The organism is Kribbella sp. NPDC020701 (assembly GCF_055562215.1).
In genome coordinates, this window is sequence record NZ_JBVHFT010000006.1 from 225,335 (window position 1) to 249,298 (window position 23,964).

Consider the following 23,964-nt stretch of genomic DNA (forward strand, 5'->3'; position numbering starts at 1 on the left):
CGGCGCTGGACGCGTCCCCGCAGTTCGTCGGCGGTCAGGGCAGGAGGGCGAGGATCTCGGCCGTGATGCCGGTTTCGCCGAGGCGGGGGAAGATGCGGGTGAGGGCGTGCTCATGGGAGTCGGCGGACAGGTCGGTCATCGCGTCGGTGGCGAGGGTGACGTTGTAGCCGTGTTCGTAGGCGGCGCGGGCGGTCGACTCGACGCCGATGCTGGTCGCGACCCCGGTCAGGACGACCTGGGTGACGCCGCGACGGCGCAGGTGCACGTCGAGGTCGGTGCCGTGGAACGCCCCCAGTTCCGCTTGGTGACGATGATGTCCTCCGGATGCCCGGCCAACTGGTCGCCGCCGGCGGGCGGCGTACCGGTCGAGTGCCGCTGCAGCTCGGAACGGTCAGTCCACCGAGGAGGCCTGCTGTCGCCGTTCCGATGAGTGGAGCGGGCGGGGACCGAAGAGGTCGACCAGGCGGCCGGGGCGGGGGTCACCGAGTGGTCGCCGCCTCGACGGCGTGGTCCAGCAGGGCGAGGGCCTTGAGGATGGTTTGGCGTTCGGACTCGGTGCAGCGCTCCTGCAGGGTCTCGGCCAGCCACTCCTGCCGGACCTTCCGGTCGCCCTGGATCCGGTGCCGGCCGGCCGTGGTCAGCGAGACCACCTGACGGCGGCCGTCCTCGGGGTCGGGGTGGCGCTCGATCAGATCGGCCGCACGGAGAGCCGCCAGAATCGCGGCCATCGACTGCGGCCGGACCCGCTCGGCCGCAGCCAGTTCGCTGGCCGACGCCGGCCCGTCCTTGTCGAGTCGGCTGAGCACCGAGGACTGCGACGGCGTCAGGTCGTCCTGCGTCGCGAGCTCCTTCAGCCGCCGCTTCACCCGCCCGAACACGACCCGCACCTCACTGGCCGCCCGCACCGCCGACGCGGAGATCTGCTGACCCATATCGCCAGCATAGACTGGTCAGTAGCAACTGAACAGTTTGAACTGACTATCTCAGGCGACGGTGACCTCGAGCACGCCGATGACCTTCGCGAGCCGGGCCGCGACCCGGCCGGCGTCGAAGCCCTCACCCTCGACGACCACCCGCAGCTCGCCCTTGTCCAGCGACAGCGCGAGCTCGCGGACGTCGTACGGATTCAGCTGGACGGCGATCCGGGCGAGCATCCCCTCGGTCTCGACCACCTCGGCAGTGAAGACCGTGACGGTGCGTTCTACCGCGAGCAGGGTCATCGTACGACCTCCTTGTGCCGCAGCAGCCCGAACGTGAAGCCGTCGACGAGGGCCTCCCACGACGCCTCGACGATGTTGTGACCGACGCCGACCGTCACCCACGAGCCCTCGCCGTCGGCGGTCTCGATCAGCACTCTGATCACCGCGTCCGTCCCGTGCCCTTGATCGAGGATGCGGACCTTGTAGTCGACCAGCTCGAACTTGTTCACCACCGGGTACGCGCGTTCGATCGCGGTGCGGAGCGCATGGTCGAGAGCGTTCACCGGGCCGTTGCCCTCGCCGGTGACGATCTCCCGCTCGCCGCCTGCGACCAGCTTCACCGTCGACTCCGAGACCGCCTCGCCGTCGGCCCGGGACTCGGTGATCACGCGCCACGACTCGACGTCGAAGAAGCTCGGCCGCTTCCCGGTGACCTCCTCGGTCAGCAGCAGCTCGAACGACGCGTCCGCGGCCTCGAACGTGTACCCGCGGGCCTCCATCTCCTTCACCCGGTCGGCCACCCGGCTGACCAGATCGCGGTCGTTGCCGAGGTCGAAGCCGAGCTCGCGGCCCTTCAGCTCGATGCTCGCGCGGCCGGCCATCTCGGAGACGAGCATCCGCATGTCGTTGCCCACCTGGGCCGGATCCGTGTGCTGGTAGAGATCCGGATCCACCTTGATGGCACTGGCGTGCAGGCCCGCCTTGTGGGCGAACGCGGACACACCGACGTACGGCTGCCGGGTCGACGGCGGCACGTTCGTCACTTCGGCGATCGCGTGGGCGATCCGGAACGACTCGGCGAGCTTGCCGGCCGGAAGCAGTTCCATCTCCCGCTTGAGCTCGAGGTTGGCCACGATCGCGAGCAGGTCGGCGTTGCCGGTGCGTTCGCCGTACCCGTTGATGGTGCCCTGGACGTGCGTGACGCCGGCCTCGACGGCGGCGATCGAGTTCGCCACCGCGCAGCCGGCGTCGTTGTGACAGTGGATGCCGAGCCGGGCGCCGGTGGAGTCGAGGACGTCGCGGACGATGTCCTGCAGTTCTCTCGGCAGCGTCCCGCCGTTGGTGTCGCACAACGCGACCACGTCGGCGCCGGCCTCGACTGCTACCCGGACGACTTCCAGGGCGTACGCGCGGTTGGCGCGGTAGCCGTCGAAGAAGTGCTCGGTGTCGAGGAACACCCGCTGCCCGTTCTCGTGCAGGTGGCGGACCGTGTCGGCGACCATGCGGAGGTTCTCGTCGAGCGTCGTACGCAAGGCGCGCTCGACGTGCGCATCGTGGCTCTTGGCAACGAGTGTGACCACGCCGGCGCCGGACTCGCGGAGCGCGGCGACCTGCGGGTCGTCGGCCGCGGTGGTCTCGGGCTTGCGGGTCGCGCCGAAGGCGGCGAAGGTCGCGTTCTTCAGGTGCAGCTCGGTCCGGGCGCGCTCGAAGAACTCGGTGTCCTTGGGCACGGCTCCCGGCCAGCCGCCCTCGATGAAGCCCACCCCCAGGTCGTCCAGATGCTGCGCAATGGCGATCTTGTCGGCCACGGACAGCGCCAGTCCCTCTTGCTGCGCGCCGTCGCGCAGAGTCGTGTCGTAGACGTGGAACTCGTCCGAGATGCTCATGATCGGCCTTCCGAGGGGGTGGCGGGCAAACAAAAAACCTCCCGCAAGGTGCGAGAGGTCTGCGCGCTCAGGTACAGCTGGCTGAGCGCGCCTAAGTAATAATGACCCGGCTGATCTTCATGACGTTTTGCAGTCTGCCACACAAAGTCCACAGCGTGGCGAGACCGTCTCGCATCACGAACATCCAGTACTCACAGCAGTACTACGGCGTACGAAGGAGTTCAGGCGGTGAGGCTGGTGAGGGACCAGCCGGGGTCGTCCCAGGCGGTGTAGAAGTCTTCGCGGGACAGGGGCCGCAGGCCCCATTCGTCGCGGTCCAGGGCCTGGTCGGTGAGGATGCCCTCGTCGTCCTCGAGGCGCTGCCACCAGTACCGGGTGATGGTGCCGTCCTCGGCCGCGCCGAGCTGGCGGACCACGACCCACTCGCGCTCGTGCCAGACCGCCTCGTACAGCCAGTCGGTGCCTTCCTCGTCAGCCAGCGCGCCGTAGGTGCGTGGCGCGGTGCCCCGGTCCAGATCCCGGATCAGCTCGACGGTGGCACGGATCGCGCCGGCCGTCTCGGGCGACCATGAGCGCCGCTCGGCCAGCTCCGCGTAGTAGGCCTCGACATTGTCCGGGAAGCTGCTCATGCAGCCCGACCCTATCGAACCCCGGCCGCGAACAGCGACCGTCCGTCCACACCCCAGACCTGAAAAGATCCTCTGAAAACGACCCGCTCCGAACGGAGCGGGTCGTCGTCATGGGCAACTAGTTCAGCAGATGCGGGTCATCCAGTTGTGGGTGTCGGGAGTGCGGCCGTACTGGACGTCGAGGAGGGCGCTGCGGACCGCGGCGGTGACCGGGCCGCCGTTGCCGTCGCCGACCTGGGTCTCGCCGTCCTTCCACTTCAGGGACGCGACCGGGGTGACCACCGCGGCAGTGCCGCAGGCGAAGACCTCGCGGACCTTGCCGGACGCCGCACCGTCACGCCACTCGTCGATCGAGATCTTGCGCTCGGTGACGGTGTAGCCGAGGTCGGTGACGAGCTTCAGGATCGAGTCCCGGGTGACGCCCTCGAGGATGGTGCCGGACAGCTCCGGGGTGACCACGGAGTTGTCGTCGAGGACGAAGTACAGGTTCATCCCGCCGAGCTCCTCGACCCACTTCTTCTCGACCGCGTCGAGGAAGGCGACCTGGTCGCAGCCCTGCTCGATCGCCTCGGCCTGCGCGAGCAGCGAGGAGGCGTAGTTGCCGCCGGTCTTGGCCGCGCCGGTGCCACCGGGGGCAGCCCGGGTGTACTCCTCGCTCAACCAGATCCGGACCGGCTTCACACCGCCGGAGAAGTACGACCCGGCCGGCGACGCGATCGCGCAGTACGTGACCTGTGCGGACGGGCGGACGCCGAGGAACGGGTCCGAGCCGAACATGAACGGCCGCAGGTAGAGCGACGTCTCGCCACCGCCGGGCACCCAGGCCTTGTCCAGCTCGACCAGCTTGCGCAGCGAGTCCAGGAAGGCGGCCTCGGGCAGCTCCGGAAGAGCCAGCCGGCGAGCAGAACGCGCGAAGCGGGCCGCGTTCGCCTCAGGGCGGAACATGTGGATCGAGTCGTCGGGATGCCGGTAGGCCTTCATCCCCTCGAAGATGGTCTGGGCGTAGTGGAACACCGCGGTGGCCGGAGACAGCTCCAGCGGACCGAAGGCGGTGATCCTCGCGTCGTGCCAGCCGTTCTCCTTGGTCCACGTGGCGATCGCCATGTGGTCGGAGAAATACTGCCCGAATCCCGGGTTCGCCAGGATCGTGGCGCGCTGGTCGTCGCTGGCCGGATGGGTGGTTGGCTCAACGGTGAACTGCAGATCGGCGCTCATAGCCGCACCGTACCTCTTGGCCAAGTGGTCATGCGAGCACCAGTCAGCGCCTCACACGCGGTCACCGGGCCTCACCCGGCCGCGCGCTTGGCGATGGCGTCACCGATCTCGCCGGTGCTGCGAGCGGCGCCCGTGCGCTCCTCGATATCGGCGGTCACGGCCGCCTCGATCGCGGCCGCGGCCTCGGTCAGGCCGAGGTGGTCGCACAGCAGCGCGGCGGACAGGATCGCCGCGGTCGGATCGGCCTTCTGCTGGCCGGCGATGTCCGGCGCGGAGCCGTGCACCGGCTCGAACATGCTCGGCGCGGTCTTGTCCGGGTTGATGTTGGCGCTCGCGGCCAGCCCGATGCCACCGCTGATCGCGGCCGCCAGGTCGGTGATGATGTCGCCGAACAGGTTGTCGGTGACGATCACGTCGAACCGCGCCGGGTCGGTGACCAGGAAGATCGTCGCGGCGTCCACGTGCAGGTAGTCGACCGCGATCTCCGGGAACTCCTCGGCGACCTTGTCGACGGTGCGCTTCCACAGGTGACCGGAGTACACGAGCACGTTGTTCTTGTGGACGAGCGTCAGCTTCTTGCGCGGGCGCGCCTGGGCCCGGGCGAACGCGTCCCGGACCACCCGCTCCACGCCGTACGCCGTGTTGACGGAGACCTCGGTGGCGATCTCGGCCGGCGTACCGACGCGCAATGCGCCGCCGTTGCCGACGTACGGACCCTCGGTGCCTTCACGGACCACGACGAAGTCGACGTCGCCCGGGTTCGCCAGGGGGGAGCCGACGGACGGGTAGATCTTCGAGGGGCGCAGGTTCACGTAGTGGTCGAGGGTGAAGCGGAGCTTCAGCAGCAGGCCGCGCTCCAGCGTGCCGGACGGGACCGACGGGTCACCGATCGCGCCGAGCAGGATCGCGTCGTGCTTGCGAATCTCCTCCAGCTCCGCGTCCGGCAGCGTCTCCCCCGTGGCGTGCCAGCGCCGCGCGCCGAGGTCGTACTCGGTCCGCTCGAACGTCACGCCGTGCTGGGCGGCGACCGCGTCGAGCACCTTGAGGGCCTCGGTGGTCACCTCGGGTCCGATCCCGTCCCCGGGAACGACGGCCAGCGTGAAGTTCTTCTTGTCGCTCACTTCTCGGGTTCTCCCCCATTGTCGCGGCGGTTCATGGCCTCTTGGACAGCCCTGGCCTCGGACGCGGTCGCACTCGCCGGGCGGGCCGGGCGGCGACGGCGCGTCGCCTTCCGTTCCCGGGCGTCGATCGCGGGCCAGTTGGCTGGATACATCTCGTACATGCTGCTCCTCCCGAAACAGGTCGCGGGCGGCAGGGTGTGCACGAATTTACTCTGACGTCCGACTATTTCACCACTATGCGGGCAGGTTGTCCCGGAATATGAGATGCCGGTGCTGGTACTGGACCAGAGCTGTGCAACTCTCAACCGGTGAGTGCTCTTCCAGAACTGCCGCCGCTGGTGTCAGCGGCCCTCAGCCTGTCCGGTCGGCGTGGATTCGTCAGCTCCACCAGGAACGAGACCGGCCGGCTGCTCGCCACGCTCGCGGCGTCGAAGACCGGCCTGCTCGGTGAACTCGGGACTGGCTGCGGTGTCGGTTCGGCCTGGCTGCGCAGCGGCGCCGGCGAGAGCACCCGGATCGTCACCGCGGAGAGCGACCCGCAACTGGCGCAGGTGGTGGCGGAACTGTTCGCCGATGACGAGCGGATCGAGGTCGTCTCGGCCGACTGGACCGCACTGATCGAACGCGGCCCGTTCGCGCTCCTGTTCGTCGACGCGCGCGAGGCCAAGCTGTCGGCCCGCGACATCATCGCGGACGTGATCGAGCCCGGCGGCTTCGTCGTCCTGGACGACTTCACGCCGTCGGCGGTCTGGCCGCCGATGTACGAGGGGCGCGTCGACACGCTGCGGCAGGAGTGGCTGATGGACAAGCGCTTCACCACCGTCGAGGTGATGGTCGCCCCGGACGCCGCCGTACTCCTCGCCACGCGGCACTGACCCCCCGGACATGGAGCGGGCCCGAGCTATTGAGCTCGGGCCCTTGCCAGCCGCCATGCGCCTGCGGGCGGCTGACCACCTCCAGTAAATCAGTCGTTGGACTGACTCACGCCTCCAGGTCCACGGTACGAGCGGTGTCGGCCTGGACCGCCCCGGCGATGTCGTCCAGCACGGCCGGCGCGATCGCCGAGTCGACCGACAGCGCGACCAGCGCCTTGCCGCCCTTGCGGTCACGGCTGACCTGCATGCCCGCGATGTTCACGTCCGCGTCGCCGAGGATGCGGCCGATCTGCCCGACGATGCCCGGCCGGTCCTCGTAGGTGAGGAAGGCGAGGTGCGCCGACAGCTCGACCTCGAGGTCGAACCCGTCGATCTCGACCAGCCGCTCCGACTGCCGGACGCCGACCAGCGTGCCGGACACCGACACCTGGGCACCGTCGGCGAGCGTGCCGCGCAGGGTGATCAGGTTGCGGTGCTCGGGGCTGTCGTGGTCGGTGACGAGCCGGACCTCGAGGCCCCGCTCGGCCGCGAGCAGCGGCGCGTTCACGTACGAGACGTTGTCCTCGACGACATCCGCGAACACACCCTTGAGGGCGGCCAGCTCGAGCACCTTGACGTCGTACTGCGTGATCTCGCCGCGGACCTCGACGTCGAGCTGCTGCGCGACGCCGCCGGCCAGCGCGGTGAAGATCCGGCCGAGCTTCTCGGTCAGGGCGATCCCCGGCCGGACGTCCTCGGCGATCACGCCGCCCTGGACGTTGACCGCGTCCGGCACCAGTTCGCCGGACAGCGCGAGCCGGACCGACTTGGCGACCGCGATCCCGGCCTTCTCCTGCGCCTCGTCGGTCGACGCGCCGAGGTGCGGGGTAGCGACCACGTTCTCGAACTCGAACAGCGGCGAGTCGGTGCACGGCTCGCTCGCGAACACGTCCAGGCCGGCGCCCGCGACGCGGCCCTCCTTGAGCGCGGTGTAGAGCGCCTGCTCGTCGACGATGCCGCCGCGGGCCGCGTTCACGATGATGACCTCGGGCTTGACCTTGTGCAGCTCCTCGTCGCCGATCAGGCCGATCGTCTCCGGGGTCTTCGGCAGGTGCACCGAGATGAAGTCGCTGGCGCCGAGCAGCTCGTCCAGGGACGCGAGCCGGACACCCATCTGCGCGGCCCGGCCGGCCTGCACGTACGGGTCGTAGGCGATCACGTTCATGCCGAAGGCGGCCAGCCGCTGCGCGACCAGGACGCCGATCTTGCCGAGGCCGACGATGCCGACGGTCTTCTCGAACAGCTCGACACCGGAGTACTTGCTGCGCTTCCACTCGCCGTTCTTCAGCGACAGGTCGGCGGCCGGGACACGGCGCGCGGCGGCCAGCAGCAGCGCGACCGCGAGCTCGGCGGCGCTGACGATGTTGGAGGTCGGCGCGTTGACGACCATCACGCCGGCCTGGGTGGCGGCCTTCACGTCCACGTTGTCCAGGCCGACACCGGCCCGGGCGACGACCTTCAGGCGCTTGGCGGCAGCGAGGGCTTCGGCGTCCACCTTGGTGGCGCTGCGGATCAGGATGGCGTCGACGTCGGCGATGGCCGGGAGCAGCTCGGCGCGGTCGGCGCCGTTGATCTGCCGGATCTCGAAGTCGGGGCCGAGCGCCTCGACGGTGGCCGGGCTGAGCTCTTCGGCAATCAGGACGACGGGCCGGGTTACGTCAGTCATGGAGGAATCTCCTGCAGAAGCGGTAGGGGCTCGTGTGAACAGAGCACCGCGCTGTGCCCGCTGCTCCGATGGTACCCCGTCGCCTCCGGACCCTGCGCGCGGACCCGAATGCCGGTCAGTCGCAGGCCCGCCCCGGCAACACCATCTCGACCCCGTCCATCACAAGCTTTCCGCCTTCCCGGACCAAGCGGTAGCGCTGGTCGAACCGGCGGCAGTTCAGCCCGCCCGCACCCTTGACGTCCGGCGAGAACAGTACGTTGAAGGTCATCCGCGCGTACGCCCCGTCCGCACCGTAGGCGCTCACCCCGGTGATCTTGGGATCGAAGAAGTACGACGTCTGGTGGCTGTCCCGGTCCCGGGTCGGGCTCATCGACTTCTTCCGGTACTTGGAGTACACCGTCTGCAGCGCGGTGAAGTCGTGCCGGTTCTCCAGCGTCAGATAGTCGCCGAGCATCCTCTGGGCTTCCACCGCCAGAGGGGTGCTCGCTACCTGCAATTCTGGAACGACCGGGTTCTGCGGCCCCCGCGACCGCGCACACTGACCGCCCGCTCCGACGGTCAGGCCGACGGGCTTCGGTGCGGTGTACGCGCGCAACTTGGCGAGCCCGATGATCGTGGCGGCCTGGACCGTGTCGCCGACGACGAGGCCGACCACCTGGCCGTTCTGGTCGACGACCGGGCCGCCGAGTTTGGCCGCGTTCATCACCTCGCTGAGTGCGCGCGGGCGCTCAGTCGTACCGACCGGCTGGATGCGTTGCTGGCCGGCCGCGGTGTAGCCGATCTGGGCGAGCTCCGACTTCGGGTCGGGATCGGCGGTGGCGAGCGGGATCGGTTCGTCCTCGAGTTGCCCGATCATCCGCAGTACGGCGACGCCGTCCGCGGTGGTGCCCAGCAGGTTCGCCTGCCGGATCTGGTTGTCCGGCGTCACGATCACGATCGACAGCGGCGTCTTGACCGCGGAGGCCGCGGTCAGGACGATCCCGTTCTCCAGGAGTACGCCGGTCGCCTCGCCCGACCCCTCACACGTCGTGGCCAGCACCCGGACGACACCGTGGCCGATCGATTCGAGGACCTGGCCGGTGTTGATCCGGAGGCTCTCGGCGCGGACGAACCAGCCCGCGGTGGCGCCGGCGGCGATGATCAGGAGGACGACGAGGAAACCGGCCAGGAAGCGGCCGTAGACCCACGGTTGCCGGGGCGGGGGGTCGGGGGTGCGGGGTGTCGTGGTCTGCAGCTGGGTGAGCGTGCCGGCGTCCGCGGGGACGCGGCGGGGCGGCCGGGGCAAGTCGCGCCCGTCCATCGGTCACCTCCCCCATCCCAGTGCAGACCGGGACCGTTATCGATTGTGCCAAAAGAAGAGGTCCGGGCCACCCACCTGGGTGCCCCGGACCTCTGGTGCTGCCGCGTCAGCGGGCTGAGGTGCCCTCGACATAGTCGTCGTCGTGGGACTTGACCCACGCCATCAGGCCGCGCAGTTCCTTACCCACGGCCTCGATCGGGTGGGACTCGCTCTGCTTGCGGAACTCGGCGAACTCCGGCGCGCCGGCGTCCTGGTCGGCGATGAAGCGGGCCGCGAAGGTGCCGTCGGTGATGTCGCCGAGGACCTCCTTCATGCGCTGCTTGACCGACGCGTCGATGATCCGCGGGCCGGACACGTAGTCGCCGTACTCGGCGGTGTCGGAGACCGACCAGCGCTGCTTGGCGATGCCGCCTTCGTAGATCAGGTCGACGATCAGCTTGAGCTCGTGCAGGCACTCGAAGTACGCGACCTCGGGCTGGTAGCCGGCCTCGGTCAGCACCTCGAACCCGTTCTGGATCAGCGCCGACACACCGCCGCAGAGGACGGCCTGCTCACCGAACAGGTCGGTCTCGGTCTCCTCGGTGAAGGTGGTCTTGATCCCGCCGGCCCGCAGGCCGCCGATGCCCTTGGCGTACGAGAGCGCCAGGTCCCACGCCTTGCCGGTGGCGTCCTGCTCGACCGCTACCAGCACGGGTACGCCGCGACCCTCGGTGTACTCACGGCGGACCAGGTGGCCCGGGCCCTTCGGGGCGACCATGAACACGTCCACGCCGGCCGGCGGCTTGATGTAGCCGAACCGGATGTTGAAGCCGTGACCGAAGACGAGCGCGTCGCCGTCGACCAGGTTCGGCTCGATGGCCTCGGTGTAGAGCTTGCGCTGGGCCGGGTCCGGCGCGAGGACGACGATGACGTCGGCCTCCTCGACCGCCTCGGCCGGGGTGAGGACCCGCAGGCCCTGGGCCTCGGCCTTGGCCCGGCTCTTCGAGCCCTCGGGCAGGCCGACCCGGACGTCGACGCCGGAGTCACGCAGCGACAGCGCGTGGGCGTGGCCCTGGGAGCCGTAGCCGAGCACGGCCACGTGGCGGCCCTGGATCACCGACAGGTCGGCGTTGTCGTCGTAGAACATTTCTGCTGCCACTGGGGCTCTTCTCCTCGGATTCTGTGTGTTGTCGGTACGGCGTTCAGGCGTGGCGGGCCGGTGCCACGGGTCGGCCCGGCGGGGGTGCCGGGACCGGGTGGTGCGCTCGGTCGGCGGGTTGCGCCTGCACGTTCGGGGTGCCCGAGGCGACATGCGGCGGTGGCACCGGGACCGGCCGCAGGGTGCGGTCGGAGATGGAGCGGCTGCCCCGGCCGATCGCGACCATGCCGGACTGCACCAGCTCGCGGACGCCGAAGGGTTCCAGCACCCGGAGCATGGCCTCGAGTTTCTCGGGATTGCCGGTCGCCTCGATCGTGATCGCGTCCGGAGCCACGTCCACCACCTTCGCACGGAACAGCTGGACGGTCTCCAGCACCTGTCCCCTGGTCAGGGTGTCCGCCTTGACCTTGACCAGCAGCAGTTCGCGCTGAACCGTCTGGCTGGGCTCGAGTTCGACGATCTTGATCACATTCACCAGCTTGTTCAGCTGCTTGGTGATCTGCTCCAGCGGCTGCTCGTCCACGCTGACCGCGATGGTCATCCGGGACACCTCGGGGTGCTCGGTCGGACCGACCGCGAGGGAATCGATGTTGAACCCCCGGCGCGAGATCAGCGCCGCGACACGGGCCAGCACACCGTGCTTGTTCTCGACCAGGATCGACAGCGTGTGCTTGCTCATCAGAGTTCCTCGGTGTCCCACTTGGGCGCCATGTCGCGGGCGATCTGGATGTCGTCGTTGCTGGTACCGGCCGCGACCATCGGCCAGACCATTGCGTCGCGGTGCACGACGAAGTCGACCACGACCGGCTGGTCCGTGACCGACATCGCCTTGTCGATGGTGGCGTCGACCGAGTCCTTGTCGGAGCAACGCAGCCCGACGCCGCCCATCGCCTCGGCCAGCTTGGCGAAGTCCGGGATCTGGGCCGAGTGCAGGTCGGTGTTGGAGTAGCGCTTGTCGTAGAACAGCGTCTGCCACTGCCGGACCATGCCCAGCGACTGGTTGTTGATCACGGCAACCTTGATCGGAATGCCCTCGAGCGCGCAGGTGACCAGCTCCTGGTTGGTCATCTGGAAGCAGCCGTCACCGTCGATCGCCCACACGGTCTTGTCCGGGCGCGCGACCTTGGCTCCCATCGCGGCCGGCACGGCGTACCCCATGGTGCCGAGGCCGCCGGAGTTCAGCCAGTGGCCCGGCTTCTCGAACGGCAGGTAGTGCGCGGCCCACATCTGGTGCTGGCCGACGCCCGCGGTGTAGACGGCGTCCGGTCCGGCGATCTTGCCGATCCGCTCGATCACGTACTGCGGGGACAGCGTGCCGTCCTCGGGTTCGTCGTACGCGACCGGGTACTTGGCGCGGACCGCCTCCAGCTGGTGCCGCCAGGCGTCGTACGACGGGGTCCGGCCGGCGTTCGCGATCTCGGTGCGCATCGCGGCGACCAGGTCGGTGATGACCTCCTTGCAGTCACCGACGATCGGCACGTCGGCGGCGCGGTTCTTGCCGATCTCGGCCGGGTCGATGTCGGCGTGGATGACCTTCGCGTCAGGCGCGAACGAGTCGAGGCGGCCAGTCACCCGGTCGTCGAAGCGGGCACCGAGACAAATCAGGAGATCAGACCTCTGCAGGGCGCCGACAGCGGACACCGAGCCGTGCATACCTGGCATGCCGAAGTGCAGCTCGTGGGTGTCGGGCAGCGCGCCGCGGGCCATCAGCGTGGTGACCACGGGGATGCCGAGGAGTTCCGCGAGCTCCTTCAACTCGGCGGTGGCCCGGGCCCGGATCACGCCGCCGCCGACGTACAGCACCGGCTTCTCGGCGGCCGCGATCAGCCGGGCCGCCTCGCGCACCTGCTTGGGGTGCGGGCGGGTCACCGGCCGGTAGCCGGGCAGCGAGAGCTCGGTCGGCCACTGGAAGTCGACCTTGGCCTGCATCGCGTCCTTGGTCACGTCGACGAGCACCGGGCCGGGCCGGCCGGTGGAGGCGATGTGGAACGCCTCGGCCACCGTGGTGGCGATGTCGTTCGGGTCGTTGACCAGGAAGTTGTGCTTGGTGATCGGCATCGTGATGCCGCGGATGTCGGCCTCCTGGAAGGCGTCCGTACCGATCGCGGCGCTGGCGACCTGCCCGGTGATCGCGACCAGCGGGACCGAGTCCATGTACGCGTCGGCGATCGGCGTCACCAGGTTCGTCGCGCCGGGGCCGGAGGTCGCCATGCACACGCCGGTCTTGCCGGACGCGGAGGCATACCCCTGGGCGGCGTGGCCGGCGCCCTGCTCGTGACGTACCAGGATGTGGCGGATCTGGGTCGAGTCGAGCATCGGGTCGTACGCCGGGAGGATCGCGCCACCCGGAATGCCGAAGACGGTGTCCACTCCGGCATGTTCCAGTGCACGGATCAGAGCCTGTGCCCCGGTCAGCTGCTCACTCATGAGTGCCTTCCCTATGTCCTGTCACGATTTGACTGTCGCGACCGATCCATCCTCGCTTGTGGTTGTCTTCAGGTCTTCTCTGGGTCTCAGATAGTCGCCCTGGCAACAAAAAACCCCTTCCGCCGGTTGGCTGAAGGGGCGCGCTCGACTCGGTGGTCGCGTCAGTCGGCGCGCCGCACAAGTACGAGGAGAATCGATCGCATGTAGGCATTATTCGCCTCCGGCCCGCGACCGGGTCAAGTTCAGCACCGAGCTGTCTCATTTGATGAGATGACTGTCTTTAGATGCAGACCGCACCTTCGGAGGCCGAACGGACCAGGCGGGTGTACTTGCCGAGGACCCCCTTGGTGATCGCCGGGGTCTTCGGGGTCCAGCCCTGCTTGCGGCGTTCGAGTTCCGCTTCGGTGACGTGGAGATCGAGGGTCCGGTTCTTCACGTCGAGGGTGATCCGGTCGCCGTCCCGGACGAACGCGATCGGGCCGCCGTCGACCGCTTCGGGGGCCACGTGTCCCACGCAGAGTCCCGTCGTACCGCCGGAGAAGCGGCCGTCGGTGAGGAGCAGGACGTCCTTGCCGAGGCCCGCGCCCTTGATCGCGCCGGTCACCGCGAGCATCTCGCGCATGCCGGGGCCGCCCTTGGGGCCTTCGTACCGGATCACGACGACGTCGCCGGGGTTCAACTCCGGGACTGCGTCCATCGCAGCGCGTTCGCCGTCGAAGACTCGCGCCGTACCCTCGAACACGTCCGAGTCGAAGCCGGCGCTCTTCACCACCGCGCCTTCCGGCGCGAGCGAGCCGTGCAGGATCGTGATGCCGCCGGTGCCGTGGATCGGCCTGTCGAGCGCGCGGATGATCGTGCCGTCGACGTCGGGCGGTGCGATGTCGGCGAGGTTCTCCGCCATCGTCTTGCCGGTGACCGTCAGGCAGTCGCCGTGCAGCAGGCCGGCGTCGAGGAGTGCCCGCATGACCACCGGGATACCGCCGACGCGGTCGACGTCGGTCATCACGTAGCGGCCGAACGGTTTCAGGTCGCCGAGGTGCGGGACCCGGTCGCCGATCCGGTTGAAGTCGGCCAGCGTCAGGTCGACCTCGGCCTCGCGGGCGATCGCGAGCAGGTGCAGTACGGCGTTCGTCGAGCCGCCGAGCGCCATCACGACGGCGATGGCGTTCTCGAAGGCCTCCTTGGTGAGGATCTGGCGGGCCGTGATCCCCTTCCGCAGCAGGCCGACCGCGGCCTCGCCGGACTTGCGGGCGTAGCCGTCGCGGCGACGGTCGACCGCGGGCGGTGCGGCCGAGCCCGGCAGCGACATCCCGAGTGCTTCGGCGGACGCGGCCATCGTGTTGGCTGTGTACATCCCGCCGCAGGCGCCCTCACCGGGGCAGATCGCGCGCTCGACCGCATCGACCTCGTCCTGGGTGATCAGGCCGCGAACACACGCGCCGACCGCCTCGAACGCGTCGATGATCGTGACGTCCTTGTCGCCGAGCTTGCCCGGCATGATCGACCCGGCGTACAGGAACACCGACGCCAGGTCGAGCCGGGCCGCGGCCATCAGCATGCCGGGCAGCGACTTGTCGCAACCGGCCAGCAGCACCGAGCCGTCGAGTCGCTCGGCCTCCATCACGGTCTCGACCGAGTCGGCGATGATCTCGCGGCTGACGAGTGAGTAGTGCATGCCGACATGGCCCATCGAGATGCCGTCGGACACGCTGATCGTGCCGAACTCGAGCGGATAGCCGCCGGCCGCGTGCACGCCTTCCTTGACCGCCTTCGCGAGCCGGTCCAGGGACAGGTTGCACGGGGTGATCTCGTTCCAGCTCGAGGCGACCCCGACCTGCGGCTTCGCCCAGTCGTCGTCCCCCATCCCCACCGCCCGGAGCATCCCTCGGCTGGCGGTGGCTTCCAGGCCATCGGTCACTGTCCGGCTGCGAGGCTTCACATCGACCATGCCGCTCACTCTATTCGGTTGCCTACGCTGTGCCAGGTGAACCGACTCGAGGCCGGCTCGACGGGGATCGGATCGTGTATCTGCGTGAGTACGCGACCACCGCACCGCTCTACGACTGAACCGGCAGCTGGCGGGACTAGGCTGGGGATCACCGCGACTGGCGAGGGTGGAGTACCACCGGGGAGCGGAATCAACCAGCAAGGCGTCGTCCGCCTGGGCGCCTCCGATCTCGGAGGTGCTTGATGCGTTATGGGATGAATCCACATCAGACCGCGGACATGGTGGCGACTGGGCCGCGCGCTCCGTTCACGGTGGTGTCTGGCGAGCCGTCGTACATCAACGTGCTGGATGCGCTCACCGGGTGGCAGCTCGTGCGCGAGGCCTCAAACGCGTTCGGCGTGCCGGCGGCTGCGTCGTACAAGCATGTGTCGCCGGCTGGGGCGGCCTTGGGCTCGTCGGTGAGCGCGGCCTATCTGCGCGCTCGCGATGCCGATCCGAAGTCGTCGTACGGCGACTTTGTCGCGGTCTCGCATCCGGTCGACGCGGAGCTCGCCGGGGTGCTCAAGCGGGTCGTCTCGGACGGGATCATCGCGCCTGGGTACGACGAAGGCGTGGTCGGGACGTTGGCGGCGAAGAAGCGTGCGAGCTTCCTGGTGCTGGAGGCCGACCCGGCGTTCGAGCCGCCGGCGGCGGAGGTCCGCGAGTTCTACGGACTACGGCTGACGCAGCGGCGGGACGATGTACCGCTGACTCGTGAGCTGCTGGATCCGGCGGTGCCGGACGCCGCGGCCCGGGACTTGGTGCTGGGGTTGATCGTCGCCCGTTACACCCAGTCGAACACTGTGGTGATGGTGAAGGACGGCATGACGATCGGCGTCGGCGCCGGGCAGCAGTCGCGCGTGGACTGCACACGGCTGGCCGGCGAGAAGGCTCAGGCGTGGTGGGCCCGGCACTCGGCCGAACCGTTGACCGGCGTCTCGATGGTGTCCGACGGCGCACTTCCCTTCGTCGACAACATCGAGGAGGCGCAGCGGCACGGCGTCACGCACATCGCCGAGCCGGGCGGCTCGATCCGATCGGACGAGGTCGCCGCGGCCTGCGCCGAGCGTGGGATCAGCTGGTCACCGACCGGCGTACGCCTGTTTCGGCACTAGACCGGGGAGGTCTCGCGCGGTTTGGGTTCGGGGGCCGGCGGTGGCTCGCCACCTTCCAGCTGGATGTCGGGGATGATGCGGTCGAGCCACTTCGGCAGCCACCAGGCCCGGTCGCCGAGCAGCGTCATCACCGACGGGACGAGGATCATCCGGACGATACTGGCGTCGATCAGGACCGCGACGGCCATGCCGACCGCGAGCATCTTCACGGTCGGGTCGTCGTCGAGGACGAAGCTCAGGAACACCGCGATCATGATCGCCGCCGCGGTCGTGATCACCCGGGCGGTCGCGCCGATCCCGATGGCCACGGCGCGATGGCTGTCCTTCGTCTGCAGCCAGGCCTCGTGGACGCGGGACAGCAGGAAGACCTCGTAGTCCATCGACAGCCCGAACACGATCGCGAACATCAGCATCGGGACGAACGACGGGATCGGCACCTTCTCGTCGATGCCGACCAGGGAGGATCCCCAGCCCCACTGGAAGACCGCGACGATCACGCCGTACGCGGCGCCGACCGACAGCAGGTTGAGGACCGCGGCCTTGACCCCGATCAGCAGCGAGCGGAAGGCGACCATGAGCAGCAGGAAGGCCAGCAGGACGACCGCGCCGATCAGCCACAGCATCCGGCCGGCCACCTTCTCGGTGAAGTCGACGTACCCGGCGGTGGTGCCGACGACGTACGTGGGCTCGTTCTGCCCCGCGAGTACGTCGTCGCGGATCCGGTTGACCAGATCCTCGGTGTCCGCCGACGACGGCGAGGTGGTCGGAATGACGGTGATGATCGCTGTCGTACCGGCTTCGTTCGTGCTCGCGGGCTGTACAGCCGCAACGCCGGGGGTCTTCTGAAGCGTGGAGGTGAGACCGGTCAGCAGGGTCTGGTTGTCGCTCGCGCTGCCGGACGGGAGCTGTACGACGACCGTCAGCGGACCGTTGGCGCCCGGGCCGAACCCTTGCGCGACCAGGTCGTACGCCTTCCGGCTCGAGTCACCGGCCGGATCGGTGCCCGCATCGAGCTGGCCCAGATTCATCGAGAACAGCGGGATGGCGAGAATCAGCAGCACCAGGGTGGCGACGATGCCGTACGGCCACGGCCGGTCGCTCACCTTGCGTCCCCACCGGGCGAAGGCGCTCTGCTCGTGCTTGAGATCGCGCCGCTCGCGCTCGTCGGCTCGGTGCTCCGCGACGGCCTGCTCGTCCGGGAGTCCGGCCTCGAGCTCACGCTCCTCGGCCAGGTGGTGGCGGTCCTCCCGGTTCAGGACAAGGAGCTTCGCCAGGCCGAGCAGGGCCGGAATGAGGGTCAGGGCGGCGAGGACGGTGAACGCGACGACGATGGCCGACGAGAGACCGAGGGCACCGACGAACGGTACGCCGGAGACGTAGAGGCCGAGGATCGCGATGACGACCGTCCCGCCCGCGACCAGGATCGCCGCGCCGGACGTCGACTCGGCGCGCCCGACCGATTGTTCGACGCCCATACCGTCGTCGAGCTGTTCGCGATGGCGCGACACCAGGAACAAGCCGTAGTCGATCGCGACGCCGAGGCCGAGCAGGGTGGCGACAGTCGGCGCCGAGACCGGGAAGTCCTTCACGGCCGCGAGCAGGCCGAGTATGGCCAAACCGCCGCCCACGCTGAAGACTGCGGCGACCAGCGGCAGTCCGGAGGCCACGATCGAGCGGAACATCAAGAACAGCAACAGCAACGCAAGCGCGAGGCCGATCGCCTCCGAGAGCGCATCGTCGGCCTGCTTGCCGATCTGTCCCGCGCCACCGCCGAACTCGACCTGGAGGCCGGCGGACCGGGCCGGCTGGACCGCGGCGTTCAGCGAGTCGAGGTAGCTCTTGTCGAGCGAGGCCGGCACCACGGAGAACGAGACCGGTGCGTTGACGACCGTTCCGTCCTTGGAGATGTACGCCGTCTGGTTGGTCGCGAGCGGGTCGGTGGCCGAGACGACGTCGGGCAGTTTGCCGACATCGGCCATCGTGGTCTTGACCGCGTCGGCCTGCGCGGACACCGTTCCGGACGTCGAGTGGAAGACGATCGAGCCCGAGTAGCCGCCGGCCTTGGCGAAGTCCTTGTTCAGCAGGTTCAGACCGGCCGACGACTCGCTCCCCGGCACGGTGTAGTTGTTGACGTAGGTGCCGCCGAAGGCCGACCGGAGCACGAACAGTCCGACGACCAGCACGACCCACCCGGCGATCACGAACCAGTGATGGCGAGCGGCCCCCCGGCCGAGCCGATCGAGAAACGCATGCATGAAGGCGCCCCCCTCCCCCCAAGGCGCCCCCCAGGCGACGGCCGAGCCGTCGGCTCCTCCGCCCGACAGTAAGCCGGGCCTGACCCCGTCACAACCCTTCGATCCTGGTGCACGCCCTCCGCCACCGGCCCATCGCACTCAGTTGCCAACGGCCCTCAAACGTTTGCCCAACCGCCTGTCCTCACAGGCGAACCCGCCCGGAGCGCACCACCTCCCGGACCCGAGCCGGGTGCACCGGTCAGGAGAAGTACTTCGCTCATGCCGCCGAACGCTAACCAAGCGCGCCGGTAAACTGCAGTCTTTTCTTTTCGCCGGTCGTCAGCCGCCGGCGACGCTGGGGAGGATGAGGAGCTCGTCGCCGTCGGTCAGCTTGGTGTCCAGGCCGTTCAGGTCGCGGATGTTGTCGTTGCCCAGGTAGATGTTGACGTGCCGGCGGAGGGCGCCTTGTTCGTCGGTCAATCGGCGGCGCAAGACGGGATCTAGTGCGGCGAAGACCTCGCCGACCGTGGTGCCGGCGACCTCCACCCGATCGGCTCCGGACGCGAACGCCTGGAGCACGGTCGGCAGGCGGACGGCGATCATCCGACCACCGCGGCGCGGACTGTGAGTACGTCGGGCAGGTGGCGCGCGACCTCGACCCAGGTGTCGCCCGCGTCCGCGCTGGCGTAGACGCAGCCGTCGCGGGTGCCGACGTACACACCGGCCGGGTCGGCCGTGTCCGTGGTGAGGGCGTCGCGCAGGACCGGTACGTACGACACGTCCGGCAGGCCCGTGGTCAGTGGCTCCCACGTCGCGCCCGCGTCACGGGAGCGGTAGACCCGGCTTTTGCCCTCGGTGGGGATCCGATTCGCGTCCGCGACCAGCGGGAACACGTACACGGTGTCGGGCTCGTGCGGATGCACCGCGATCGGGAATCCGAAGTCCGACGGCAATCCGTCCGCGATCGACTTCCAGATCGCCCCGCCGTCGTCGGATCGGTAGACGCCGTGATGGTTCTGCGCGAACATCCGCTCCGGTACGTCGGGATGCGCGGCCAGCTTGTGCACACACTGGCCGAACTCCGGATACGGGTCGGGGAAGAACTTCGCCTGGATCCCCTGGTTCGCCGGCTCCCACGACGTACCGCCGTCGGTGGTCCGGTAGACCCCACCGGTCGACATCGCGACATTGACCCGATCGGGATCGGTCGGGTGCGGCAGCACGGTGTGGATCGCCTGCCCGCCGAATCCGGCGCCCCACTCCTTGCGGTGCGGGTGGTCCCACAGCCCGCGGATCAGATCGAACGTCACTCCCCCGTCGGTCGATTTCCACAGCGCCGACGGCTCGGTCCCGGCGTACACGACGCCAGGCTGCCCAGCCGGGCCGGGCTGGATCTGCCAGACCCGCTCGAGCGAGGCGTCGGCGTCGGCTGGGAAGCCGATGGACCCTTCCGGCGGCTCGGCCCAGGTCGCCCCGAGGTCGTCGGAGTGGAAGACCGCCGGACCCCAGTGCTCGCTGGTCCCGCCGGCGAACACCCGTGGCCGCTCACCGCGGGTGTCGATCCCGACGGCGTACACACCCTGCATCTCGAACTCCGGCACCGGGCCGTCCAGCGTCCACTTCTGCCGGGCAGCATCGCTCCGGCCGATCCAGAGCCCCTTCTTGGTTCCGATCAGCAGTACGGCCTCGGACATCCTTGTCCTCCTCCTAGCGTGGCGGTCCCGCCACCACATTGATCAACGGTTCTGCTGCCGAGTAGCGCTCCAGCTGTGCGCGCACCAGCCGGGCCACCCGCGGCGCGAACGCCGTCGAGGCACCGCCGCGGTGCGGATTGATCAGCACGTTCGGAGCTGACCACAGCGGATGTCCGGCAGGCAACGGCTCGGGGTCGGTCACGTCCAGCGCGGCGCTGATCCGGCGCGTGCCCAGCTCGGCCAGCAACGCCTCGGTATCCACCACGACACCGCGCGCGACGTTCACCAGCAGGGCGCCGTCCTTCAGCCGGGCCAGGAACTTCGCGTCCACCATCCCCGTGGTCTCCGGCGTCGCCGGCGTCAGCAGTACGACGACATCCGCCCGCGGCAGCAGCTCCGGCAGCTCGGAGATCGGATGCACGCCGTCCCGCGCCCGCCGCGCGACCCGGATCACATCACACTCGAACCCACTCAGCCGCCGCTCCAGTGCCTCCCCGATCGACCCGTACCCGAGGATCAGCACCGTGCGATCCGCGAGCGAGTCGTCGATCTCGTCGTACGACGAGGGCCAGGTCTGCCGCTCCTGGTTGCGCACGGCTCGCGGCAGGCGACGGTACGACGCGAGGATGAGGCCGACCGCGAGCTCGGCCGTGGACGCGTCATGCACCCCGCGCGCATTGCACAAGGTCACGCCGTCTGCCAGGTATGGCAGGACATTCTCGAAGCCGGCGGTCTGGAGCTGCACCACCTTCAGCGCGGGCATCTCCCGAACCACCTCGGCGACCTTCCGGCCGCCCATGTAACCGGGCACGTAGAACTCCACCTCGCCGATCGACGCCGGCAGCTCGCCACCGTCGAAGAAGTCGACGTCGAAGCCCGCGGGCAACCCGTCGAGGAAGGTACCGGGGTCCTCCCAGGGCAGCCATGCCTTCACCACATCAGCCATGCCCCGAACCTACTCGGCCGGGCCGACAGTTTGAACTCCCGTGCCAGACGGTGGGCGTCGTCGTACTCTGGATTGGTGCCTTCGACATCGGATCTGGCGGCGACACTCGAGCATGATCAAGCCGTAGGGGGGTTGCGGGAGTCGTATCAGCGCATTCCCGCAGGCGAGCCCGTTCGGCTGGCGAAGCGCAGTTCGAATCTCTTCCGGCCGCGGGCCGAGGTCGAGCGCCCGGGCTTGGACGTGTCGAAGCTGACCGGGGTGATCAGCGTCGATCCGGCCGCCCGGACCGCGGACGTGCAGGGCATGTGCACCTACGAGGACCTGGTCGCGGCGACCCTCCCGCACGGGCTGACTCCGATGGTCGTGCCGCAGCTGAAGACGATCACCCTCGGCGGCGCGGTGACCGGGCTCGGTATCGAGTCGTCGTCGTTCCGGGCCGGCCTGCCGCACGAGTCCGTGCTCGAGCTCGACATCCTCACCGGCGCGGGCGACGTCGTCACCGCGCGGCCCGAGGGCGAGCACGCGGACCTGTTCCGGATGTTCCCGAACTCCTACGGCACCCTCGGCTACGCGACCCGGCTGAAGATCGAGCTCGACCGCATCTCGCCGTACGTCGCTCTGCGGCACGTCCGCCTGGGCCTGGACCAGCTGGCGCCGGCGATCGACGAGATCGTTGCCTCCGGCACGTACGACGGAGAGCCGGTGCACTTCGTCGACGGGGTCGCGTTCAGCCCGAGGGAGGCCTACCTGACCCTCGGCCGCAACAGCGACGCCGCCGTCCGAACCAGCGACTACACCGGGCAGCAGATCTACTACCGCTCGATCCAGCACCGGCAGAAGGATTTCCTCACCGCGCACGACTACCTGTGGCGCTGGGACACCGACTGGTTCTGGTGCTCGGCCGCGTTCGGCGCCCAGAAGCCGTTGGTACGACGGCTGTGGCCGCGCCGCTGGCGGCGCAGTGACGTGTTCCACAAGATCGTGGGCTTCGAGAACCGGCACCAATTCGCCGCGCGGATCAACCGGCGCCGCGGACAGCCGGATCGTGAACGCGTTGTCCAGGATGTGGAGATCCCGGTCGACCGACTGGCCGGGTTCCTGCGCTGGTTCGACGCGCACGTGGGAATGCGGCCGGTGTGGCTGTGTCCCCTGCGGCTGCGCGGGTCGGCAGCCTGGCCGCTGTACCCGCTCCAGCCCGGCCGGACCTACGTGAATGTCGGCTTCTGGGGCACTGTGCCGATCGCTCCCGGCGCCGCGGACGGTGATGTGAACCGGCACATCGAGACGGCGGTGACCGATTTCGGCGGGCACAAATCGCTGTACTCCGACGCTTACTACGACCGAGCCACTTTCGACCGGCTCTACAACGTCCCGGCCTTGACCGAGGTGAAGAAACGCTACGACCCGAACGCCCGGCTGACCGGGCTCTACGAGAAGGCGGTGACGCGCCGATGACGACGCTCGCGACCCAGGTTTCTATCGCTGACGCACTGACGACCGTGACTCCCGGCGGTCTCCCGTTCCGGTTCACGGCGTACGACGGCAGCGCGACCGGCCCGGAGGACTCGCCGATCCACATGCATCTGGCCTCCGAGCGTGGTCTGTCCTACGTACTCACGGCGCCCGGTGACCTCGGGCTGGTCCGCGCGTACGTGATGGGCGACCTGGAGATCACCGGTGCCCACCCGGGCAACCCGTACAACCTGATGCGGATGATGCTCAACCAGTTGCACTTCGAGCGCCCGACGCCGTCGGAGGCGCTCCGGATCGTCCGCGGGCTCGGCTGGAGTCACCTGAAGCCCCCGCCTCCCCCGCCGCAGGAGCACCTGCCGAAGTGGCGTCGTACGTTCGAAGGCTTGCGGCACTCGAAGTCGCGGGACAAGGCGGCGATCCACCACCACTACGACGTGTCGAACGCGTTCTACGAGTGGATTCTCGGGCCGTCGATGACCTACACCTGCGCCGTCTACACGTCCACGGACGCGTCGCTGGAGCAGGCGCAGTACGAGAAGTACGACCTGGTCGCGCGGAAGCTGGACCTCAAGCCGGGGATGCGGCTGCTCGACGTCGGCTGCGGCTGGGGTGGCATGGTCCGGCACGCGGCCCGCGAGTACGGCGTGACCGCGCTCGGCGTCACGTTGTCCGCGGCGCAGGCCGAGTGGGCTGCCGCCGCGATCAAGCGGGAAGGGCTGGAGGACCGGGCCGAGGTGCGGTTCCTCGACTACCGCGACGTGGCGGAGCGGGACTTCGACGCGATCAGCTCGATCGGCCTGACCGAACACATCGGCGTCCGCAACTACCCGTCGTACTTCGGTTTCCTGCTCGACCGGCTGAAGCCCGGCGGCCGGCTGCTGAACCACAGCATCACGCGGCCCGACAACCGGTACCGCTCGACCGGCGCGTTCATCGACCGCTACATCTTCCCCGACGGCGAACTGATCGGCTCCGGCCGCATCATCGCCGAGGCGCAGGACGCCGGCTTCGAGGTCCGCCACGAGGAGAACCTTCGCGAGCACTACGCCCTCACCCTGGCCGCCTGGTCCGACAACCTCGTCGCCCATTGGGACCAGGCCGTCGCCGAGGTCGGCCACGCCACCGCCAAGATCTGGGGCCTCTACCTGGCCGCCTGCCGCGTCGGCTTCGAACGCAACAACACCCAACTTCACCAGATCCTCGCCGTGAAACTCGACGACCAGGCCAACGCCCACATCCCCCTCCGCCCCACCTGGCTCAGCTGAACCATTTGGCGGTCCGCGGTGTAGTAGTACCTAC

Annotated in this window: 22 protein-coding genes and 1 riboswitch; of the genes, 4 read left to right on the forward strand and 18 right to left on the reverse strand. The window is 69.0% G+C overall.

The features are described 5' to 3' along the window. Positions 1–34: 34 nt before the first annotated feature. The 8 genes from ACZ3HV_RS16660 to ACZ3HV_RS16695 all read right to left on the reverse strand — a co-directional run bounded on the left by ACZ3HV_RS16660 (position 35) and on the right by ACZ3HV_RS16695 (position 5,932). Entirely contained in the window at positions 35–295 is a 261-nt protein-coding gene (locus ACZ3HV_RS16660; protein WP_465685519.1) for an isochorismatase family protein, read from the reverse strand. A 184-nt stretch (positions 296–479) separates the two neighbouring features. Beyond that, complete coding sequence (locus ACZ3HV_RS16665; protein WP_465685150.1) at positions 480–932, reverse strand: MarR family winged helix-turn-helix transcriptional regulator; 453 nt, start codon at positions 930–932, stop codon at positions 480–482. A 51-nt stretch (positions 933–983) separates the two neighbouring features. Continuing rightward, positions 984–1,220, reverse strand: a complete 237-nt coding sequence (locus ACZ3HV_RS16670) for a hypothetical protein (RefSeq protein WP_360376305.1) — start codon at positions 1,218–1,220, stop codon at positions 984–986. Next, positions 1,217–2,806, reverse strand: coding sequence for a citramalate synthase (gene cimA, locus ACZ3HV_RS16675; protein WP_360376303.1), 1,590 nt, complete (start codon positions 2,804–2,806; stop codon positions 1,217–1,219). The genes ACZ3HV_RS16670 and cimA overlap by 4 nt, the downstream gene beginning before the upstream one ends. Before the next feature lie 221 nt (positions 2,807–3,027). After that, on the reverse strand, positions 3,028–3,435 hold the full coding sequence (locus ACZ3HV_RS16680; RefSeq protein WP_465685152.1) for a hypothetical protein: 408 nt from the start codon (positions 3,433–3,435) through the stop codon (positions 3,028–3,030). A gap of 123 nt (positions 3,436–3,558) precedes the next feature. Then, positions 3,559–4,650, reverse strand: coding sequence for a branched-chain amino acid aminotransferase (locus ACZ3HV_RS16685; RefSeq protein WP_465685154.1), 1,092 nt, complete (start codon positions 4,648–4,650; stop codon positions 3,559–3,561). 71 nt (positions 4,651–4,721) lie between these two features. Continuing rightward, on the reverse strand, positions 4,722–5,771 hold the full coding sequence (locus tag ACZ3HV_RS16690; protein WP_465685156.1) for a 3-isopropylmalate dehydrogenase: 1,050 nt from the start codon (positions 5,769–5,771) through the stop codon (positions 4,722–4,724). Next, positions 5,768–5,932 carry a hypothetical protein gene (locus tag ACZ3HV_RS16695; RefSeq protein WP_465685158.1) on the reverse strand — a complete coding sequence of 55 codons (165 nt, stop codon included), beginning with the start codon at positions 5,930–5,932 and terminating at the stop codon, positions 5,768–5,770. Before ACZ3HV_RS16695 ends, ACZ3HV_RS16690 begins: the two co-directional genes overlap by 4 nt. 147 nt (positions 5,933–6,079) lie before the next feature. Here ACZ3HV_RS16695 and ACZ3HV_RS16700 point away from each other — a divergent pair, with 147 nt between their 5' ends. Further along, positions 6,080–6,646 carry an O-methyltransferase gene (locus tag ACZ3HV_RS16700; RefSeq protein WP_465685160.1) on the forward strand — a complete coding sequence of 189 codons (567 nt, stop codon included), beginning with the start codon at positions 6,080–6,082 and terminating at the stop codon, positions 6,644–6,646. Positions 6,647–6,752: 106 nt separating this feature from the next. Here ACZ3HV_RS16700 and serA read toward each other — a convergent pair whose 3' ends face one another. The 6 genes from serA to ilvD all read right to left on the reverse strand — a co-directional run bounded on the left by serA (position 6,753) and on the right by ilvD (position 15,164). Continuing rightward, entirely contained in the window at positions 6,753–8,351 is a 1,599-nt protein-coding gene (serA, locus tag ACZ3HV_RS16705; protein WP_465685162.1) for a phosphoglycerate dehydrogenase, read from the reverse strand. 115 nt (positions 8,352–8,466) lie between these two features. Beyond that, positions 8,467–9,651, reverse strand: coding sequence for a S1 family peptidase (locus tag ACZ3HV_RS16710; RefSeq protein WP_465685164.1), 1,185 nt, complete (start codon positions 9,649–9,651; stop codon positions 8,467–8,469). A 106-nt stretch (positions 9,652–9,757) separates the two neighbouring features. Further along, positions 9,758–10,777, reverse strand: a complete 1,020-nt coding sequence (gene ilvC, locus ACZ3HV_RS16715) for a ketol-acid reductoisomerase (protein WP_360376372.1) — start codon at positions 10,775–10,777, stop codon at positions 9,758–9,760. Between the two features lie 55 nt (positions 10,778–10,832). Continuing rightward, a complete protein-coding gene (gene ilvN / locus ACZ3HV_RS16720) occupies positions 10,833–11,468 on the reverse strand; it encodes an acetolactate synthase small subunit (RefSeq protein WP_465685166.1) in 636 nt (211 codons plus the stop codon). Then, positions 11,468–13,216 carry an acetolactate synthase large subunit gene (locus tag ACZ3HV_RS16725; RefSeq protein ID WP_465685168.1) on the reverse strand — a complete coding sequence of 583 codons (1,749 nt, stop codon included), beginning with the start codon at positions 13,214–13,216 and terminating at the stop codon, positions 11,468–11,470. Before ACZ3HV_RS16725 ends, ilvN begins: the two co-directional genes overlap by 1 nt. Before the next feature lie 280 nt (positions 13,217–13,496). Continuing rightward, on the reverse strand, positions 13,497–15,164 hold the full coding sequence (gene ilvD, locus ACZ3HV_RS16730; protein ID WP_465685170.1) for a dihydroxy-acid dehydratase: 1,668 nt from the start codon (positions 15,162–15,164) through the stop codon (positions 13,497–13,499). A gap of 143 nt (positions 15,165–15,307) precedes the next feature. Beyond that, a riboswitch (ZMP/ZTP riboswitch) is annotated at positions 15,308–15,390 on the forward strand. Positions 15,391–15,406: 16 nt separating this feature from the next. Between ilvD and ACZ3HV_RS16735 the strand changes: the two genes are divergently transcribed. Then, positions 15,407–16,318, forward strand: coding sequence for a 5-aminoimidazole-4-carboxamide ribonucleotide transformylase (locus ACZ3HV_RS16735; protein WP_465685172.1), 912 nt, complete (start codon positions 15,407–15,409; stop codon positions 16,316–16,318). Here ACZ3HV_RS16735 and ACZ3HV_RS16740 read toward each other — a convergent pair. The 4 genes from ACZ3HV_RS16740 to ACZ3HV_RS16755 all read right to left on the reverse strand — a co-directional run bounded on the left by ACZ3HV_RS16740 (position 16,315) and on the right by ACZ3HV_RS16755 (position 21,192). Continuing rightward, the gene (locus ACZ3HV_RS16740) at positions 16,315–18,573 is read right to left on the reverse strand and encodes an MMPL family transporter (protein ID WP_465685174.1); all 2,259 of its coding nucleotides are present in this window, start codon (positions 18,571–18,573) and stop codon (positions 16,315–16,317) included. The two genes, ACZ3HV_RS16735 and ACZ3HV_RS16740, sit on opposite strands and share 4 nt — an antisense overlap. Positions 18,574–18,891: 318 nt before the next feature. Continuing rightward, positions 18,892–19,155, reverse strand: coding sequence for a MoaD/ThiS family protein (locus ACZ3HV_RS16745; protein ID WP_465685176.1), 264 nt, complete (start codon positions 19,153–19,155; stop codon positions 18,892–18,894). Further along, positions 19,152–20,246, reverse strand: coding sequence for a WD40/YVTN/BNR-like repeat-containing protein (locus ACZ3HV_RS16750; protein WP_465685178.1), 1,095 nt, complete (start codon positions 20,244–20,246; stop codon positions 19,152–19,154). Before ACZ3HV_RS16750 ends, ACZ3HV_RS16745 begins: the two co-directional genes overlap by 4 nt. 13 nt (positions 20,247–20,259) lie before the next feature. Then, entirely contained in the window at positions 20,260–21,192 is a 933-nt protein-coding gene (locus ACZ3HV_RS16755) for a 2-hydroxyacid dehydrogenase (protein WP_465685180.1), read from the reverse strand. 75 nt (positions 21,193–21,267) lie between these two features. On the opposite strand from ACZ3HV_RS16755, the gene ACZ3HV_RS16760 reads away from it, so the two are divergent. Both ACZ3HV_RS16760 and ACZ3HV_RS16765 read left to right on the forward strand, forming a co-directional pair. Next, the gene (locus ACZ3HV_RS16760) at positions 21,268–22,647 is read left to right on the forward strand and encodes an FAD-binding oxidoreductase (RefSeq protein ID WP_465685182.1); all 1,380 of its coding nucleotides are present in this window, start codon (positions 21,268–21,270) and stop codon (positions 22,645–22,647) included. Then, on the forward strand, positions 22,644–23,930 hold the full coding sequence (locus ACZ3HV_RS16765) for a class I SAM-dependent methyltransferase (RefSeq protein WP_465685184.1): 1,287 nt from the start codon (positions 22,644–22,646) through the stop codon (positions 23,928–23,930). The genes ACZ3HV_RS16760 and ACZ3HV_RS16765 overlap by 4 nt, the downstream gene beginning before the upstream one ends. The last annotated feature ends 34 nt before the right edge of the window (positions 23,931–23,964 follow it).